Origin of the sequence: Roseovarius roseus (assembly GCF_043355935.2) — a bacterium.
Taxonomy (GTDB): domain Bacteria; phylum Pseudomonadota; class Alphaproteobacteria; order Rhodobacterales; family Rhodobacteraceae; genus Roseovarius; species Roseovarius roseus.
Window position 1 is genome coordinate 1 of sequence record NZ_JBHFPE020000020.1, and the last position, 15,335, is coordinate 15,335.

Annotated in this window: 17 protein-coding genes and 1 tRNA gene; 10 read left to right on the top strand and 8 right to left on the bottom strand. The window is 63.5% G+C overall.

The features are described from left to right. Positions 1-53 precede the first annotated feature (53 nt). From ACEWPL_RS17570 to ACEWPL_RS17580, 3 genes are all read right to left on the bottom strand, one after another. On the bottom strand, positions 54-1,163 hold the full coding sequence (locus tag ACEWPL_RS17570; RefSeq protein ID WP_393928826.1) for a hypothetical protein: 1,110 nt from the start codon (positions 1,161-1,163) through the stop codon (positions 54-56). Then, complete coding sequence (locus ACEWPL_RS17575) at positions 1,160-1,420, bottom strand: hypothetical protein (protein WP_393928824.1); 261 nt, start codon at positions 1,418-1,420, stop codon at positions 1,160-1,162. Before ACEWPL_RS17575 ends, ACEWPL_RS17570 begins: the two co-directional genes overlap by 4 nt. A 1,334-nt stretch (positions 1,421-2,754) precedes the next feature. Further along, positions 2,755-2,838 (bottom strand) — tRNA-Leu (locus tag ACEWPL_RS17580). 191 nt (positions 2,839-3,029) lie between these two features. On the opposite strand from ACEWPL_RS17580, the gene ACEWPL_RS17585 reads away from it, so the two are divergent. Continuing rightward, positions 3,030-3,608, top strand: a complete 579-nt coding sequence (locus ACEWPL_RS17585; RefSeq protein ID WP_393928822.1) for a YqaA family protein — start codon at positions 3,030-3,032, stop codon at positions 3,606-3,608. A gap of 3 nt (positions 3,609-3,611) precedes the next feature. Then, complete coding sequence (locus ACEWPL_RS17590) at positions 3,612-4,079, top strand: disulfide bond formation protein B (protein ID WP_393928820.1); 468 nt, start codon at positions 3,612-3,614, stop codon at positions 4,077-4,079. Here the strand turns inward: ACEWPL_RS17590 and ACEWPL_RS17595 are convergent. Continuing rightward, complete coding sequence (locus tag ACEWPL_RS17595; RefSeq protein ID WP_393928818.1) at positions 4,076-4,504, bottom strand: Lrp/AsnC family transcriptional regulator; 429 nt, start codon at positions 4,502-4,504, stop codon at positions 4,076-4,078. The genes ACEWPL_RS17590 and ACEWPL_RS17595 overlap by 4 nt on opposite strands. A gap of 115 nt (positions 4,505-4,619) precedes the next feature. Between ACEWPL_RS17595 and rocF the strand changes: the two genes are divergently transcribed. The 3 genes from rocF to ACEWPL_RS17610 are packed head-to-tail and all read left to right on the top strand — an operon-like array spanning position 4,620 to position 7,539. Continuing rightward, on the top strand, positions 4,620-5,549 hold the full coding sequence (gene rocF / locus ACEWPL_RS17600; RefSeq protein WP_393928816.1) for an arginase: 930 nt from the start codon (positions 4,620-4,622) through the stop codon (positions 5,547-5,549). Continuing rightward, positions 5,546-6,487, top strand: a complete 942-nt coding sequence (gene ctlX, locus ACEWPL_RS17605; RefSeq protein WP_393928814.1) for a citrulline utilization hydrolase CtlX — start codon at positions 5,546-5,548, stop codon at positions 6,485-6,487. The genes rocF and ctlX overlap by 4 nt, the downstream gene beginning before the upstream one ends. Then, the gene (locus ACEWPL_RS17610) at positions 6,484-7,539 is read left to right on the top strand and encodes an ornithine cyclodeaminase (protein WP_393928812.1); all 1,056 of its coding nucleotides are present in this window, start codon (positions 6,484-6,486) and stop codon (positions 7,537-7,539) included. Before ctlX ends, ACEWPL_RS17610 begins: the two co-directional genes overlap by 4 nt. Positions 7,540-7,784: 245 nt before the next feature. Here the strand turns inward: ACEWPL_RS17610 and ACEWPL_RS17615 are convergent, their stop codons facing one another. Further along, on the bottom strand, positions 7,785-8,021 hold the full coding sequence (locus ACEWPL_RS17615) for an EF-hand domain-containing protein (protein ID WP_393928810.1): 237 nt from the start codon (positions 8,019-8,021) through the stop codon (positions 7,785-7,787). A gap of 263 nt (positions 8,022-8,284) precedes the next feature. Between ACEWPL_RS17615 and ACEWPL_RS17620 the strand changes: the two genes are divergently transcribed. Then, positions 8,285-8,812, top strand: a complete 528-nt coding sequence (locus ACEWPL_RS17620; RefSeq protein ID WP_393928808.1) for an RNA polymerase sigma factor — start codon at positions 8,285-8,287, stop codon at positions 8,810-8,812. Between the two features lie 97 nt (positions 8,813-8,909). Here the strand turns inward: ACEWPL_RS17620 and ACEWPL_RS17625 are convergent, their stop codons facing one another. Genes ACEWPL_RS17625 through ACEWPL_RS17635 form a run of 3 tightly spaced genes read right to left on the bottom strand, consistent with a single transcriptional unit; the run spans position 8,910 to position 11,213 of the window. Continuing rightward, entirely contained in the window at positions 8,910-9,746 is an 837-nt protein-coding gene (locus ACEWPL_RS17625; RefSeq protein WP_393928806.1) for an ABC transporter substrate-binding protein, read from the bottom strand. 52 nt (positions 9,747-9,798) lie between these two features. Next, positions 9,799-10,488, bottom strand: coding sequence for an ATP-binding cassette domain-containing protein (locus tag ACEWPL_RS17630; protein ID WP_393928828.1), 690 nt, complete (start codon positions 10,486-10,488; stop codon positions 9,799-9,801). Positions 10,489-10,508: 20 nt separating this feature from the next. Next, on the bottom strand, positions 10,509-11,213 hold the full coding sequence (locus ACEWPL_RS17635) for an ABC transporter permease (RefSeq protein ID WP_393928804.1): 705 nt from the start codon (positions 11,211-11,213) through the stop codon (positions 10,509-10,511). 214 nt (positions 11,214-11,427) lie between these two features. Between ACEWPL_RS17635 and ACEWPL_RS17640 the strand changes: the two genes are divergently transcribed. Genes ACEWPL_RS17640 through ACEWPL_RS17655 form a run of 4 tightly spaced genes read left to right on the top strand, consistent with a single transcriptional unit; the run spans position 11,428 to position 15,306 of the window. Continuing rightward, positions 11,428-12,291, top strand: a complete 864-nt coding sequence (locus ACEWPL_RS17640; RefSeq protein ID WP_393928802.1) for an FAD binding domain-containing protein — start codon at positions 11,428-11,430, stop codon at positions 12,289-12,291. A 42-nt stretch (positions 12,292-12,333) separates the two neighbouring features. Then, positions 12,334-12,810 (top strand): (2Fe-2S)-binding protein, encoded by a 477-nt coding sequence (locus tag ACEWPL_RS17645; RefSeq protein ID WP_393928800.1) that lies wholly within the window; start codon positions 12,334-12,336, stop codon positions 12,808-12,810. A 1-nt stretch (position 12,811) separates the two neighbouring features. Next, a complete protein-coding gene (locus ACEWPL_RS17650; RefSeq protein ID WP_393928798.1) occupies positions 12,812-15,055 on the top strand; it encodes a xanthine dehydrogenase family protein molybdopterin-binding subunit in 2,244 nt (747 codons plus the stop codon). A gap of 5 nt (positions 15,056-15,060) precedes the next feature. Beyond that, positions 15,061-15,306, top strand: a complete 246-nt coding sequence (locus ACEWPL_RS17655) for a MoaD/ThiS family protein (protein ID WP_393928796.1) — start codon at positions 15,061-15,063, stop codon at positions 15,304-15,306. Positions 15,307-15,335: the final 29 nt, after the last annotated feature.

A 15,335-nucleotide genomic window follows, 5' to 3' on the forward strand; every position in this document is an offset into this window, starting at 1 on the left:
TTGGAAATCGTCATCGTCCTTGCTCCTCTCAGGAAGCATGGACCAGTTCCCAGTTACACAGAAGACAGGACACTCTCATGCAGAACGCCCGCAGTGACATTCGGTGGACGCTGTGGCCGAAGCGAGCCTGTTGCGTCGCTAGTAGTAGAGTAGCCAGGGTTATCGAATGTAAATCCTAGTGCTATGAAATCAGACGAGTTTTCCATGAACGGGTCAGGAACCAATTCGCCATCACCGCCGACTACGAAAATCTCAAATGCATCAGAAGTCAGTACATTCGACAACTCCACGCCATCATCCAAGACAATGTGCATGTATTTCTCGCCGCTTGTCAGGCTTGAAAAATCAAGACCAATATCCGTAGCCCCGAACCCCAGGAAGAAACTTCCCGCGAGTTCTGCTGGCGCCCCGCTCTCGCCCAGCTCTGTCGTAATCTGCGCACCAGTTGGAGCAGTCGCGCTGCCAGTGATGACCCAATAGATGTCGCCTTCCGTGTCGGTCCCGACACTGAATTCTATCGGGTCTGTATTGGTGTCTAGCGTGAAATTAGAAATGCTCCCTACGGCTAACTTTTCTTCAATCGTCACGGCAAACGCGCTTGATGCCGCGCCACCCGAGTTGGTGTAGGTCACGGTCACAATCGCGCCGGTCAGAAGCGTCGTGGTCGGGATGGCGACGACACCGCTTGCGTTGATCGAGGCCCCGGCACCAGTGACGGACCATGTGCCACCCGCCGCACCGGTAAAGTCGCCTGACGCATCTACCGTCTTTACGCCCGTGTATTGGGTGTAGGACCGGTCTGATAGCGAACCCGAGGCATAAGGAGCGGCGTAATTTATGCTAACGCCCGTCGCGTTTGCCGTAGCGCTGCCCTCGTCGCCTGTGGCGACGATAGTCCACGTCAGGTTGCCCTCAGTGGTCGGGGTGTAAGTGCCCCCCTCCATGTTGTGAGTCACATCAACGCCACTCAGCCGCAGAACGCCCTGATAGCTGATTGTCCCGGTGGCGGTCCATGTACCGTAGGAAACCGTTAGCGTCTCGCCTACCTCAGGCGTTCCGATGATAGCGGGGCGTATCGTGTTGATGGGGCCGGTGGGCGCCTCCTCGCGCTCTACGTCAAAGATGACGCCGCGTAAAATGATACCGCGTGAAATGATGCTCATTTTCCAACCGCCGAGAACTTAGCATCTCCAGTGGCGATGATCCGCAACTCTGGGCTGTTGGACCGGTCAACCTTGTAGATACCGCTGGCTGTGAGCGTGCCCTCAACCTCGATCGTGGACCAGGTAACGCCGTCCGATTGCAACCGCTGGACCTCTACGGTTCCGCTTCCGACTTCGATCTGCAGAGTCAGAGGTTTGTAGTGATCCGGACGTTCGGACAAGATGAGAGGTTCGCTTGATGTGAGCCAATCGGCCATCTTATTGCTCCAATTTGGTTAGGGTTGTCGTTTGAAACTTGCTTTCGTCGATCTTGCGTTCAGGACGGACGGCATTTTAGAGGGCCAGAAGAGCTCCATTTGACATCAAGGCGATGCCGCGCCTTCACCGCACCCTGCTCAACAAGTGCGACGAACCGAGCGCCCGTCACTTTCGATTGCCGCCCGCCATCCGTGACAAGAGGCGCCGGGTGATCCTTGCGTGTCTGGGCATCCCATCGAAGATCTCACGATTGATCGACGCGACCGCGCGGCCAGCCATGAGCACCACCACCGTCGTTGGAAATATCTACTTCCATCCATCCAATCCTTCGCATCCCTGCGGGCTTTCTTTGCCCGCTGCGCGGCTTCGGCAGCCGCATCCTTGCGCCCCCAGACTTAGACGCCCAGGTGCACTGCAATCGCGACCCCAGCCGCGGTGGAATAGGGCCACAGCTTCGAGAACAGGACCACCAATCCTGCCTACTGCGCGTGAGCTATGCGGCCCCAACAATGAGCGTGCACTCAATTGCCTCAATCAGGTCGACCATCGGGCCGGGTTCCAGGCCCCGCACAAAAATCTCGAACGCGGCGCACGCGGCCGCATGACTACGGCTATGATCGCGGCCAACACCTTGCGGGTCGGGCGCTTTGTAGGCTATGTAATTGTCGTCCTATAAATTTCTTCTCAATCAACCGGACGGTGGTTACCCAGAAGCCGCACGGTCGGGCATCGCTTTTGGCGACAACGCCAACCCACCCGGTACGTGAGTCGAAATCAGGACAGTACCCGGCACCGGTTCGCCCCGGGTCCAAGCTGGTACGTTAGCTATGCGAGGAGCGTAGTTGTCAAAGTCGGGGTTTTTGTAACGACAACCCGCGTAACATACGTCACGAACAGTCTCAGTTGGAATTTCGTCACGATCAGTAAAAACCGGCGCGTCGCGGTCCATCTGATTACGGCGGAAAAACTGCTTCGTCTGGCCCACCGATGTACGAACAGACGAGTGCTTCATAGAAAACGTCCATCGTGACCAAAATCGTCAAGATGGTATCGTATTCTTCATTGACCGAGATGTTGAGTACGTCGGCGATCAATGGAGGGATTTCCTCCACAAGATCATCCTGAAATGCGACCACATGGACAACCGCAGCCAGTGCGGGAGACCTTTTATTGCCTCGTTTACTTCCGCTGAGTAAGGCATGCTATGGAAACGCTCTGTGTGCAGAACATAAAAATTACGAAACGGGCAACTGTGAATGGCCTATGTGAGCGCGCAGACATCGCAAACCGTATCAGACAATCACGATTTGCGGAAAACCCTGTCAAGACAGGGTGGTACCCAAGGCCGGACTCGAACCGGCACGCCTTGCGGCGGGGGATTTTGAATCCCCTGCGTCTACCATTCCGCCACTTGGGCACACTGAGGGCGAGGTCTAGCGAAAGGGCGCGCGCGCGTCCAGACCCTCTGCGCATTCCGGGCGCGCATTTTTCGCGCCTTGCAGGCGGTCTTGCCGAGGCCAGAGGAAGGCGCCGCGCGCCATCGGGGCTTGACCGGCCCTGCCCTGCATGGTCTGAGCGCGTCACCCTTTGCCGGAGCGTGCCCCGCCCATGATCAGACGCCTTTATGACCGCACCATCGCGATGGCCGATCACCCCCATGCGCTGTGGGTGCTGGCCATGGTCGCCTTCATCGAAAGCTCGGTCTTTCCCATTCCGCCCGATGTGCTGATGATCCCGATGATCCTCGCGCGCCCGTCGCGGGCCTGGATCATCGCGGGCACGGCGATGCTGGCCTCCGTGCTGGGCGGCCTGGCGGGCTATGCCATCGGAGCGCTGGCCTTCGAACAGATCGGCCAGCCGATCCTGCAATCGCTGGGCAAGGCGGATGCGATGGCCGAGTTCAGCACCCGGTTCAACGATCTGGGCTTCTGGGCCGTGCTCATGGCCGGCATAACGCCCTTCCCGTACAAGGTCATCACCATCATGTCCGGCTGGACGGGGATGCCGCTGGCCACGTTCATCGTCACCTCGATCCTGGCACGCGGCCTGCGCTTCTTCATCGTCGCGGGTCTGCTGTGGAAATTCGGCGCGCCGATCCGCGATTTCGTCGAGCGGCGGCTGGGCCTGATGTTCGTCCTCTTCTTTGTCTGCCTCATCGGCGGCTTCCTCCTGGTAAAGGTATTCTGATTCATGTCGCGCAACGCTTACATCGCCCTCGCCGCCATCGGATCGGTTCTGCTTCTTGCCGCGGCCTATGCGTTTCAGCATCTGGGCGGGCTGGCTCCGTGCAAGCTCTGCCTATGGCAGCGCTGGCCTCATGGAGCGGCGGCACTGATCGGGCTCTTTGCACTGGCGCTGGGGCGGTGGAGCCACGGGCGGTTCATGCCCTGGCTGGGAATGCTGGCGGTTTTGACCAGTGCGGGCATCGCCGCCTACCATTCGGGCGTCGAGCGCGGCTGGTGGGAAGGCCCGACCTCCTGCTCGGGCGGTGGCTTGGGCACCGGATCGGGCTCTGATCTTCTCAGCCTAGACGGCCCACTTGGCGTCGTGATGTGTGACGAGGTGGCGTGGCGGATGGCGGGTCTGTCGATGGCCAGCTGGAACATGCTGGCCTCATTGGCGCTGGCGGTCCTCTGGGGAATGGCCGCGCGGCGTTAACCGGCTGATTTTCGCGTCGAGAGGAGCAGGCTCGTCTCGCTGCTGACCACACCGTCAAGCCGGCGGATCTGGGCCAGCACGCGGTCGAATTCCTCCAGCGTCGGCGCGCCGATCTCGACGATGATATCCCACTGGCCATTGGTGCTGTGCAAGGCCCGGACCGCGCTCAGCCCGTTCAGCTGGCGCAGGATGCGGTCGGTCCCGCGCCCCTCGATACCCAGCATCATCAGCCCGCGCACCGGATCGCGCGCGGCATCCGCCTTGAGCACCACGGTAAATCCGACAATCTCGCCGCTGCGCTGAAGTCGCTCGATCCGACTGCGCACCGTCGTGCGCGACACGCCGAGGCCTGCCGCCAAGTCCGACAGGGACGCGCGTGCGTCATGGCGCAGCGCGGATATGAGGGCACGGTCGGTTTCGTCCATATCGGATGTCCTTGCTTTCATTTTGCACAAACTTGTTCCCTTCTGTGCAAATTGTCCACTTCCATCCGCCCCATTCGCGCAACACATTGCAGCCAACCGAAATGAGGAGAGCGATATGACCGGCAAGACATGCATATTGATCGGCGCGCCCATGGATGCTGGCAAGCGCCGCCAGGGGTGCCTCATGGGCCCCGACGCCTACCGCACGGCGGGCCTTGGCCCGGCGCTGGCCGACTTGGGCCATGACGTGGTGGATATCGGCAATGTCGCCCCCGACGCGGCCGAGCGGCATCCCGATCTGCCCGATCATCTTTACCAGCCCGCCGAGATGATCGGCTGGACCTCTGCCCTTGCCCGCGCCGCCGAAGAGGCCCTGCCGCGCGGCCTGCCCATCTTCATGGGCGGCGATCATGGCCTCGCGCTTGGCTCGGTCCTTGGCGCCGCGAACCATGCCGCGCGCGAGGGACGGCCCCTCTTCGTGCTGTGGCTGGACGCGCATACCGATTACCACACGCCGCAAAGCACCGGCTCGGGCAACCTGCATGGTGCGCCCTTGGGCTATGTGACGGGCCGCGACGGCTTTCACGGCTTTCCCGAGGTGGCGCACCCGGTGCCGCATGAAAACATCTGCCTTCTGGGTCTGCGCTCGGTCGATCCGGACGAGCGTGAGGCGATGCAGGCGACCCAAGTGCGCTATCACGACATGCGCAGCATCGACGAAACCGGCATCGCAAGCCCCCTGGCCGATTTCCTCACCGCCGTGGAGAAGGCGAACGGGATGCTGCATGTCTCGCTCGATGTCGATTTCCTTGATCCCTCCATCGCGCCTGCCGTGGGGACCACGGTGCCCGGCGGCGCGACGATGCGCGAAGGGCATCTGGCGATGGAGATCATCTGCGACAGCGGCCTGATGACATCGCTCGATCTGGTCGAGCTGAACCCCTTCCTCGATGACCGTGGCCGCACGGCGCAGGTGATGGTCGATCTGGCCGCCTCTGCCCTTGGCCGCCGCGTTTTCGACCGCCCGACGCGAGCCTTTTCATGACCGTTCAGGCCCCTGCAAACGTGGTGATGATCCGGCCCAATCGGTTCCATCCCAATCCCGAGACGGCGGCCGACAACCGGTTTCAGTCGCGCCCCACGCTGACCGAGATCGAGGTGGCCGAGGCGGCAGCGGCCGAGTTCGATGCCGCCGCGGCACGGCTGCGCGACGAGGGCGTGGGCGTCCATGTCTTTCAGGACGACCGCGACGACACGCCCGATTCCGTCTTTCCAAACAACTGGTTCTCGACCCATCCCGGCGGGCATGTCGCCGTTTATCCGATGTTCGTGCCCAGCCGCCGCCGCGAGCGGCGTGATGACGTGATCGAGATGCTCAAACGCGAATACCGGGTTCAGGTCGTCACCGATTACTCGGGGCTGGAGCAGGACGGGCTGGCCCTGGAAGGCACCGGCGCAATGGTGATCGATCATATCGGGCGCATCGCCTATGTCGCGCGCTCGCACCGCGCCGATCCGATCCTGCTCGAGCGTTTCTGCACCAATTTCGGCTACGAGCCGATGGTGTTCGACGCCATAGATGAGAGCGGCTCGCCCGTCTATCACACCAATGTGGTCATGGCGATCGGCACGCATTTCGCGATGATCAGCCTCGACATGATCAAGAACGCTGCGCGCCGCGCCGAGATCGCCGAACGTCTGGCCGAGCCGGGCCGCGACGTGATCGACCTCAGCCACCGCCAGATTGCCGAATTCGCCGGCAACGCCATCGAGTTGAACACGCCGACCGGCCTGATGGCCGCAATGTCCAGCCGCGCCCTTGCAGCTCTCGACAAACCGCAGATCGCCATGATCGAGCGATCAGCCCGCATCGTGCCGCTGGACATCCCCACCATCGAAAGCGCAGGAGGATCGGTGCGCTGCATGCTTGCCGGTCTGCACCTCGCCAAACGCAACACGAACCCCGAGAAGGCAACGAAATGAGCAACCTCTTCCCCTCCGAGAAGGCCTATGTGCCTTTTGTCAGCGTCGACAACATGATGAAGCTGATCCACCATATCGGCATCGAAGAGATGCTGGCTGGCCTTGCCACCTATATCGAAGAAGACTTCAAACGCTGGGAGCTTTTCGACAAGACGCCCCGCGTCGCCAGCCATTCCGCAGAAGGCGTGATCGAGCTGATGCCCACCTCGGATGGCGAGGTCTACGGCTTCAAATACGTGAACGGCCACCCCAGCAACACCAAGCTGGGCTATCAGACCGTCACCGCCTTCGGCCTTCTGGCCAATGTCGGCAACGGCTATCCCGTCCTGCTGAGCGAGATGACCATCCTCACCGCGCTGCGCACGGCCGCCACATCGGCGCTGGTGGCGAAATACCTTGCCCCCAAGGGCGCGGACACGATGGCGATGATCGGCAACGGCGCTCAGTCCGAATTCCAGAGCCTTGCGATGAAATCCATCGTCGGCATCAAGACCGTGCGCCTTTGGGATATCGACAAGGCCGCGACGGAGAAGGCGGCGCGCAACCTCGAGGGGATGGGCCTCAACGTGGTCAAATGCGACTCTGCCGAGGCCAGCATGGAAGGCGCGCAGATCATCACGACCTGCACCGCGGACAAGCAATACGCGACCATCCTGACCGACAATATGGTCGGCGCCGGCGTCCATATCAACGCCATCGGAGGCGACTGCCCCGGCAAGACCGAGCTGGCCCCCGCCATTCTGGAGCGGTCTGACGTCTTTGTTGAATTCCCGCCCCAGACCCGCGTCGAGGGCGAGATTCAGCAGATGCCTGAGGATTTCGCCGTGACTGAGCTGTGGCAGGTGATGACGGGCGCCGCCAAGGGCCGCACCAGCGACAGCCAGATCACGCTCTTCGATTCCGTGGGCTTTGCCACCGAGGATTTCAGCGCGCTGCGCTATGTGCGCGCCCAAATCGAGGGCACCGAATTCCACCAGGATCTGGACATGCTGGCGGACCCCGACGATCCGCGCGACCTCTTTGGCATGGTGCGGCGCGCCGCACCCAAATAAGTCGAGCGGCGGGGCGCACCCAAGTAATCCATGTGAGCTTGAGCTAAAAAGAAAACGGCGCGGCCCCTTAAGGCCGCGCCGTTTTTCGTTGTCATTTCACTCAAGGTAGCGCCGCAGGGCGGCCGTAAGGAACCCGCCCTGCGGTCACCTTCCCCCAGCGGCCGTGTCTGTTGGAGAAGAAACTCGCCGGGGGAAAACGCACTGCCCGGCCAGCGTTGTAGCCAGCCAGGCAGGGTCAGCCGCGCTTAGCTGGCCGGGAGCAGGCCAGCGTCCTTCGCTGCCGTCAGCTCGGCGTCGTCGACAGCGCCGTCGCCATTCGAATCGATTTCGCTGAACTGCTCGGCGGTCATGTCGGGATAGGCTGCCTGCACTTCGTCCATCGTCAGCATGCCGTCGGCGTTGGTGTCCATGGCCGACATATCCGCGAATGCGGTCGTTGCCATTGCGCTCATGCCGAGTGCGAGTGCGATATATTTGGTCATGTGATATCTCCTGATTATCATGTCATCTTGGGAAGAGGCCTCATCGCCTGCTTCACCTAACAAGACGCGGTAAAGGGCAATCGCGTCCCACGCCTTTCGCCGAATTCCCGCCATTGGCGGCGCGGCGCCGATGGCGCGCCCGCAATCGGCACACCTCCGCGCAAAAAGGCCGATTTGGGCCTATCGGCGGAAAGGCCCCGGATTGCCACAGCAAAAAATGCTGCGACTGTAGATAGATATCGTCTCACCAAGAGGTCTGTCCGATGCTGTCTACGCTGCCAATGCTATCCGAAGAACCCGCCTGTGCGACCCATGTCATCGTCGCGCTGCACCCTGATCTGATGCGCCTGGCCCGCCGCCTCGCGGGTAGCGAGGCCGAGGCCCAGGACCTGGCGCAGGAGACGCTTTTGCGCCTCTGGCGGCGGCGCGGCGAAGTGGCCGAAATCGAGGATCTGCGCGCCTATGCGCGTGCCGCCTTGCGCAATCTCTATCGCCAGGGACTGCGCCGCGCGCCGCATCTTCCGCTAGAGGACGAGGACGCGCCCAGCACAGAGCCCGAGGTCTTTGCCTCCCTCGCGCTTGCCGATCTGCAGGAGGCCATCGCGCGCCTGCCAGGCGATCAGGCCGCGCTCATCGCGCTGGTCATCGCGGGCGAGACAAGCCCGGCGGCGCTGGCCGGGCAAACGGGCTGCGGCAAGAACACGGTGATGTCCCGCCTTGCCCGCGCGCGTGCACAGCTGCGCCGCGAGATGGACCTGGCCCCCGGCGCGCCGGTGGCAAGCCTTTTCTGAGAACGGCGCCGCGCCGCAGCCACATACCATAATCAAAAACGGCGCGCCCATGAGGCGCGCCGTCTCTATTGTATCACCGGATCGCAGGCCGGCGCCGTCACTCGGCCGCTTTGGACATATCCGTCATCTCAGCATTGAAGGTAAAAAGCTGCTCGCCCGCGATGCGGTAGCCGTCGATAAGCTCCTTGGCCCGCGCGCTGGTCAGCCAGACCTCCAGCTCTTCGGCCAGATCGCTTTTGATGTAATCGCCCTTGTCGGGGTTCACCGGCAGGTAAGCGTATTGATTGAAAAGCAGCGGATCGCCCGAATAGAGCAGTGCCAGATCGGCCTTGTTGCCGAAATTCAGCCAGCTTGCCCTGTCGGACATGATATAGGCGTCGAGCCCTGCGGCGGTGTTCAGCGCAGCGCCCATGCCGGCGCCGACCTCCTTGTACCAGTCGCCCTCCGCATCCGGCTTGAGCCCCGCCGCGCTCCAGAGGCTCAGCTCTTTCTTGTGGGTGCCGCTGTCATCGCCGCGGCTGACGAAGGACGCGTCTGCCGCGGCGATGGCTCCCAATGCGTCGGCGGCGCTGCCTGCGTCGCGGATGCCCGCCGGATCGGACTCGGGGCCGACCAGAACGAAGTCGTTATACATGATCTCGCGACGATGGGTGCCGTGCCCCGCCTCGACGAACTTTTCCTCGGCGGCGCGCGCATGGACCAGGATGGCGTCCACATCGCCCGCCTCGCCCAGCTTGACCGCCTGACCGGTGCCGACGACGAGCAGCTGAACGTCGATGCCGGTATCCTTGAGGATCTCGGGCAAGAGCACCTCGGCCAGGCCGGAATTGTGAAAGCTGGTCGTGACGGCCATCTTCATCTCTTCGGCCTGGGCCGGGGCGGTCGCCGCCGCACTGCCAAGCATCAGCGCCGCTGCAAGGGTGAATTTACGCATGTAGGTAACTCCTTTTCGTCATCTCACGTCTGAACGTCATTCGATCTGAAGGTCATTCAACGATGTCGCCTGCCAAAAAGGCGCGCGCGGCCTCCGTGGTGGGTGCATCGAAAAAGGCGGGTGCGGAGCCGGTCTCATGGACCCTTCCGCCGCGCAGAAATATTACCTCTCGGGCCAGCCGACGGGCCTGCCCCATGTCATGCGTTGCCATGACGATACGTGTTCCCGTCTCGGTGGCAAGAGCCAAAAGCGTCTCGATCTCGCGCGTGGCCCGCCCGTCGAGAGAGGCTGACGGCTCATCGAGAAAAAGCAGCTCGGGCGCGGTGACAAGAGCGCGGGCAAGGGCCAGCTTCTGCTTCTCGCCGCCCGAGAGGACCGTGGCCGCACGGGCCTCCATCCCTTCGAGGCCGATGCGCGCGCACCAGCCCGCCGCCGCCTCGCGCGCCGCGCGGCGTGGCGTGCCAGTGAGGCGGAGCGGATAGGCCAGGTTATCCAGCACCGAGCGGCGCAGCATGACCGGCGTCTGAAAGACGAAAGCCTGCCGATGCAGCGCCTCGGCGCGCGGGCAGGACCAGGCGATCTGCCCCTCGCTCAGACGTTCAAGCCCGTGCAACGCCTTGAGCAAGGTCGACTTGCCCGCACCGTTGGGGCCGATCAGGGCAGTGAGGCCCTGCCCGGAAATATCCAGGTCGATGGGCCCAATCAGACGCTTGCCGCGTCGATGCACGGCGCCGCCCTTCATGGAAAGAGGCAGAAGCGCACTCACCACCGGCCCTCCGTCTCGGTCCGGCTGAGCGCGTGGATGGCGAGGTTGATCACGATCGACAGCGCGATCAGAATGAACCCCAGCGCCAGCGCCAATGCGAAATTGCCCTTGCCGGTCTCCAGCGCGATGGCCGTGGTCATGACCCGCGTGGCATGCTCGATATTGCCGCCCACGATCATGATCGCGCCCACTTCGCCCACACCCCGGCCAAAGCCCGCCAGCGCCGCCGTCAGCAACGCGCGGCGCCCGTCATAAAGCAGCGCCGTGATGCGCTGACCGCGCGTGGCATTCATCGAGATCAGCAGATCGTGATACTCGGACCACAGATCGCGCAGGGACTGATGCGCAATCGAGGCAATGAGCGGCACGATGATGACCACCTGTGCGATGATCATCGCCGTCGGCGTGAACAATAGGCCCAGCACTCCCAGCGGCCCCGAGCGAGACAAAAGCACATAGACGATCAACCCCACCACCACGGGCGGCAGACCCATCAGCGCGTTGAGGATCGCGATCGTGCCGCGCCGCCAGCGAAACCGCTGTACCGAGAGCAGCGCCGCAAGAGGCAGCGCAATGACGCAGGCGATGGCCAAAGCGGTGCCGGTCACGCGAAGGCTGCGCCACGCGATCTCGTAGAGGTCGGAATCGAGGCTGAAAATCAGCCAGACCGCCTGAACCATGCCGTCCCAAACGTCGCCCATGCCCTTGCGCCCGCTTCCTTTTCGCCGCGTCACCCCGTCCACCCGTATGACGCGGCTGCACACCTTGCAAGATGCGGCACGCAGCATTGCGCCCCGAAAAGCCGGGCGCCTTCGCTTGCGTGCCGCGAAATTTCACAACGCCACTCATTGCGGGCGCGCGCCGATTGGGGTTTACTTTGGCACAAATGCCAGTGCGCAAGCCATGGAGCCAGCTATGCAATACATGAAACCGCAAACCGCAGCCGAAGTATCGGACATCCTTGCGCGCAGTGAGGGCGCGGCGCGCATCCTCGGCGGCGGGACCGACCTTCTGGTACAGCTGCGCTCGGGGATGATCGAACCCGAGACGATCGTTGATATCAAACATCTGAGCGGCGTCACTGACATCACCGAAGAGGATGGCGGCCTGCGCATCGGCGCCGCCGTCTCGGGCCAGAAACTGGGCGAGCATAAGGGCGCCCGCGCGCTCTGGCCCGGCGTGGTCGAGGCGTGCGAGCTGATCGGATCGACCCAGATCCAGGGCCGCTGCACCATGGTCGGCAATCTGTGCAATGGCTCGCCGGCGGCGGATTCGGTGCCCGCGATGATTGCCGCCGCCGCCGTGGCGCGGATCGAAGGGCCGGATGGCCCGCGCGACTGCAAGGTAGAGGATATCCCGGTCAGCCCCGGCAAGACATCGCTGGGCAAGGGCGAGTTCGTCAGCTCCGTCTTTCTGCCCGCCCGCCCCAAGGCCGCGGCGGACGCCTATCTACGCTTCATTCCTCGCACCGAGATGGACATTGCCGTCGCCTCGGCGGGCGTGAGTATCGAGCTGGGCAGCGACGGCACGATCAAATCCGCCCGCGTGTCCTTGGGCGCGGTTGGCCCGAAGGTCGCCCTCGTGCCGGAAGCGGCGGAGGCGATCATCGGCTCCAAGCTGGAGGATCCGGCTATTGCCGCGCTTGTGCGCGCCTGTGAGGCCGCCTGCAACCCGATCGACGACAAGCGCGGCACCGCCGAGTTCCGCACCACTGTCGCGGGCGTGCTGGCCAAGCGCGCCGCCCGCATCGCCATGGAGCGCGCCGCCGCGCGTGCCTGAGGCCACCTGACATTCGAGGCCTTTGGGCCGGGAGAGACCGACATGAAGAATATCCACGTATCCACCACCATCAACGGCGATGAGGCCGAATTCGTCTGCGCCCCCGAGGAAACGCTGCTGGATAGCCTGCGTAACCGGCTGGGCCTCAGCGGCGCCAAGGAAGGCTGCGGCACCGGCGATTGCGGCGCCTGCACCGTCGAGATGGACGGCCGCCTCGTCTGCTCCTGCCTTGTGCTGGGCGCTGAGGCCGAGGGCGCGCAGATCAAGACCGTCGAGGGCATGGCCATCGGCGAGGGTCTGCACCCGCTGCAACAGGCCTTCATCGACCACGCCGCGCTGCAATGCGGGATCTGCACGCCGGGCATCCTCGTCGCCGCCAAGACTCTGCTGGAGCGCAACCCCGATCCGACCGACGAGGAGGTCCGCTATTGGCTGGCCGGCAATCTTTGCCGTTGCACCGGCTATGACAAGATCATCAAGGCTGTTCAGATCGCAGCCGCCGACATGAGGGGCGCATGACATGAACTTCCAATCCGAAACCAAGGCTGATTTCAAGATCGTCGGCACCCGCGTTCCGCGCCCCGACGGCGTCGACAAGGTAACCGGCCGCGCGCTATATGGCGCCGACTTCAACGTGCCGGGCATGCTGGTGGGACTGGTCCTGCGCAGCCCGCACGCCCATGCCACCATCAACAGCATCGACACCTCCGAGGCGCTGGCCCTGCCCGGCGTCAAGGCCGTCGTGACCTCGGCAGATTGGGGCGTGCCCGAAGATGATTTCCTGCGCGACGTGCAGGACAACTGCCTCGCACGCGGCAAGGCGCTCTATGACGGGCATGCCGTCGCCGCCGTCGCCGCCAAGGACATGGCGACCGCCAAGAAAGCGCTGAAGCTGATCAAGGTGGATTATACGCCCCTGCCTCACGTGACCGACGTGGACGAGGCGATGAAGCCGGATGCCCCCGTGGTTCAGGAGACCCGCGCGGATGAAAGCGTGCCGGCAGGCTCGGGCCCCAACGTGACGCATTACAGTGAATTCGGGCATGGCGATTTGGAGGCAGGCTTTGCGCGCGCCGACACCATCATCGAGCGCAGCTTTACCACCGCGGCCACCCATCAGGGCTATATCGAGCCACATGCCTGCCTTGCCTCCTACGGCAATGACGGCAAGGCGGACCTCTGGTGCACGACGCAGGGCCAGTACAACGTGCGCGACCTCTGCGCCGGGATCATGGGGATGGAGGGCAGCCAGCTGCGCGTCACCGCGTCCGAGATCGGCGGTGGCTTCGGCGGCAAGACCACCGTCTTCATCGAGCCTGTCGCGCTGGCGCTCAGCCGCAAATGCGGCCGTCCGGTCAAGATCGTGATGAGCCGCGTCGATGTCTTCCGCGCCACCGGGCCAACGGTCTCCTCCTCCATGGATGTGCGCATAGGCATGACCAAGGACGGCCGGATCACCGCCGCCGACGCTCAGCTGCGCTATCAGGGCGGCGCCTTCCCCTGCGAGACGATCGACATGGGCGCTCAGGCCGCCTTTGCGGCCTATGATCTGGACGCCGTGCGCACCCAAGGCTGGAACGCGCTGACCAACCGCCCCAAGGAGGCCGCCTACCGCGCCCCCGGTGCGCCGATGGCGATCTACGCAGTCGAAAGCGTCGTCGACGAGCTCTGCCAGAAGCTGGAGCTGGACCCGCTGGACGTGCGGATCAAGAACGCCGCCGATGCGGGCACCAAGGCATCCTACGGCGTGACCTTCGACCAGATCGGCCTCAAGGCGACGCTGGAAGCGGCCAAAGAGCACGAACACTACCATGCCCCCTTGGGCGAAAATCAGGGGCGCGGCCTCTCCTGCGGATTCTGGTTCAACTTCGGCGGCAATACCTCGGTCTCGCTGGCGGTAAACGCCGATGGCACGATCAGCGTGACCGAAGGCAACCCCGATATCGGCGGCAGCCGCGCGTCCATCAGCATGATGGCCGCCGAGGAATTGGGCGTGCCCTATGACAAGGTGCGCACCACGATCACCGACACCGCGAGCCTTGGCCAGAACGACGTGACCGATGGCAGCCGCGTGACTTTTGCCGTGGGCCTTGCCACGATCAAGGCGGCCCGCGCCGCCATTCAGGTCATGTGCGGGCGGGTCGCCCAGATCTGGGGCATCGACGCCGAGGCCGTCATCTGGGAGGATGGCGCGGCCAAGCCGTCGGGGCCGAACGCGGGCGATTTCGAGCCGATGACCTTGGCCGAGATCGCCGCGATTTCGTCCGAAACCGGCGGGCCGATTGCGGGCCATCATGAGGTCAATGCCGAGGGCGCGGGCGTCAGCTTTGGCGTGCATCTGGCGGATGTCGAGGTCGACCCCGAGACGGGCGCCACCAAGGTTCTGCGCTACACCGTCTTCCAGGACGCGGGCAAGGCCGTGCATCCCGACTATGTCGAAGGCCAGATGCAGGGCGGCGCCGTGCAGGGCATCGGCTGGGCGCTCAATGAGGAATACATCTATGGCGAGGATGGGCTGCTGCAGAATCCGGGTTTCCTCGACTACCGGATCCCCGTCGCGTCGGACCTGCCCAATATCGACACGGTGATCCTCGAGATCCCGAACCCCGGCCACCCCTACGGCGTGCGCGGCGTGGGCGAGACGCCGATCGTGCCGCCCCTTGCGGCCCTGTCGAACGCTGTCAGCCGCGCCGTCGGTGTGCGACTGCACGAATTGCCCATGTCGCCGCCCAAGATCCTCAAGGCGATCATGGCCAAGGGCTGAGCGCCATGGTGCAGGTGAAACTCTGGGGCTCGCTCCGTGATCTGGCGGACGGAGAGGAAGTGGTCGAAGTGGAGGCCAGCAACTTCAAGGAGTTGCTGGATGCTCTTGCGGCAAAGCACCCGGCGCTGAAGCCGCAGATCGACCGCGGGGTGAGCCTCGCGGTCGACGGTCTGATCTATCGCAACTCGTGGTTCACCGAGGTGAAACCGGACAGCGAAGTGGTGCTCATGCCGTATATGAAGGGCGGCTGAGCATAAACTGACAAGCCCGGCGATCGCGG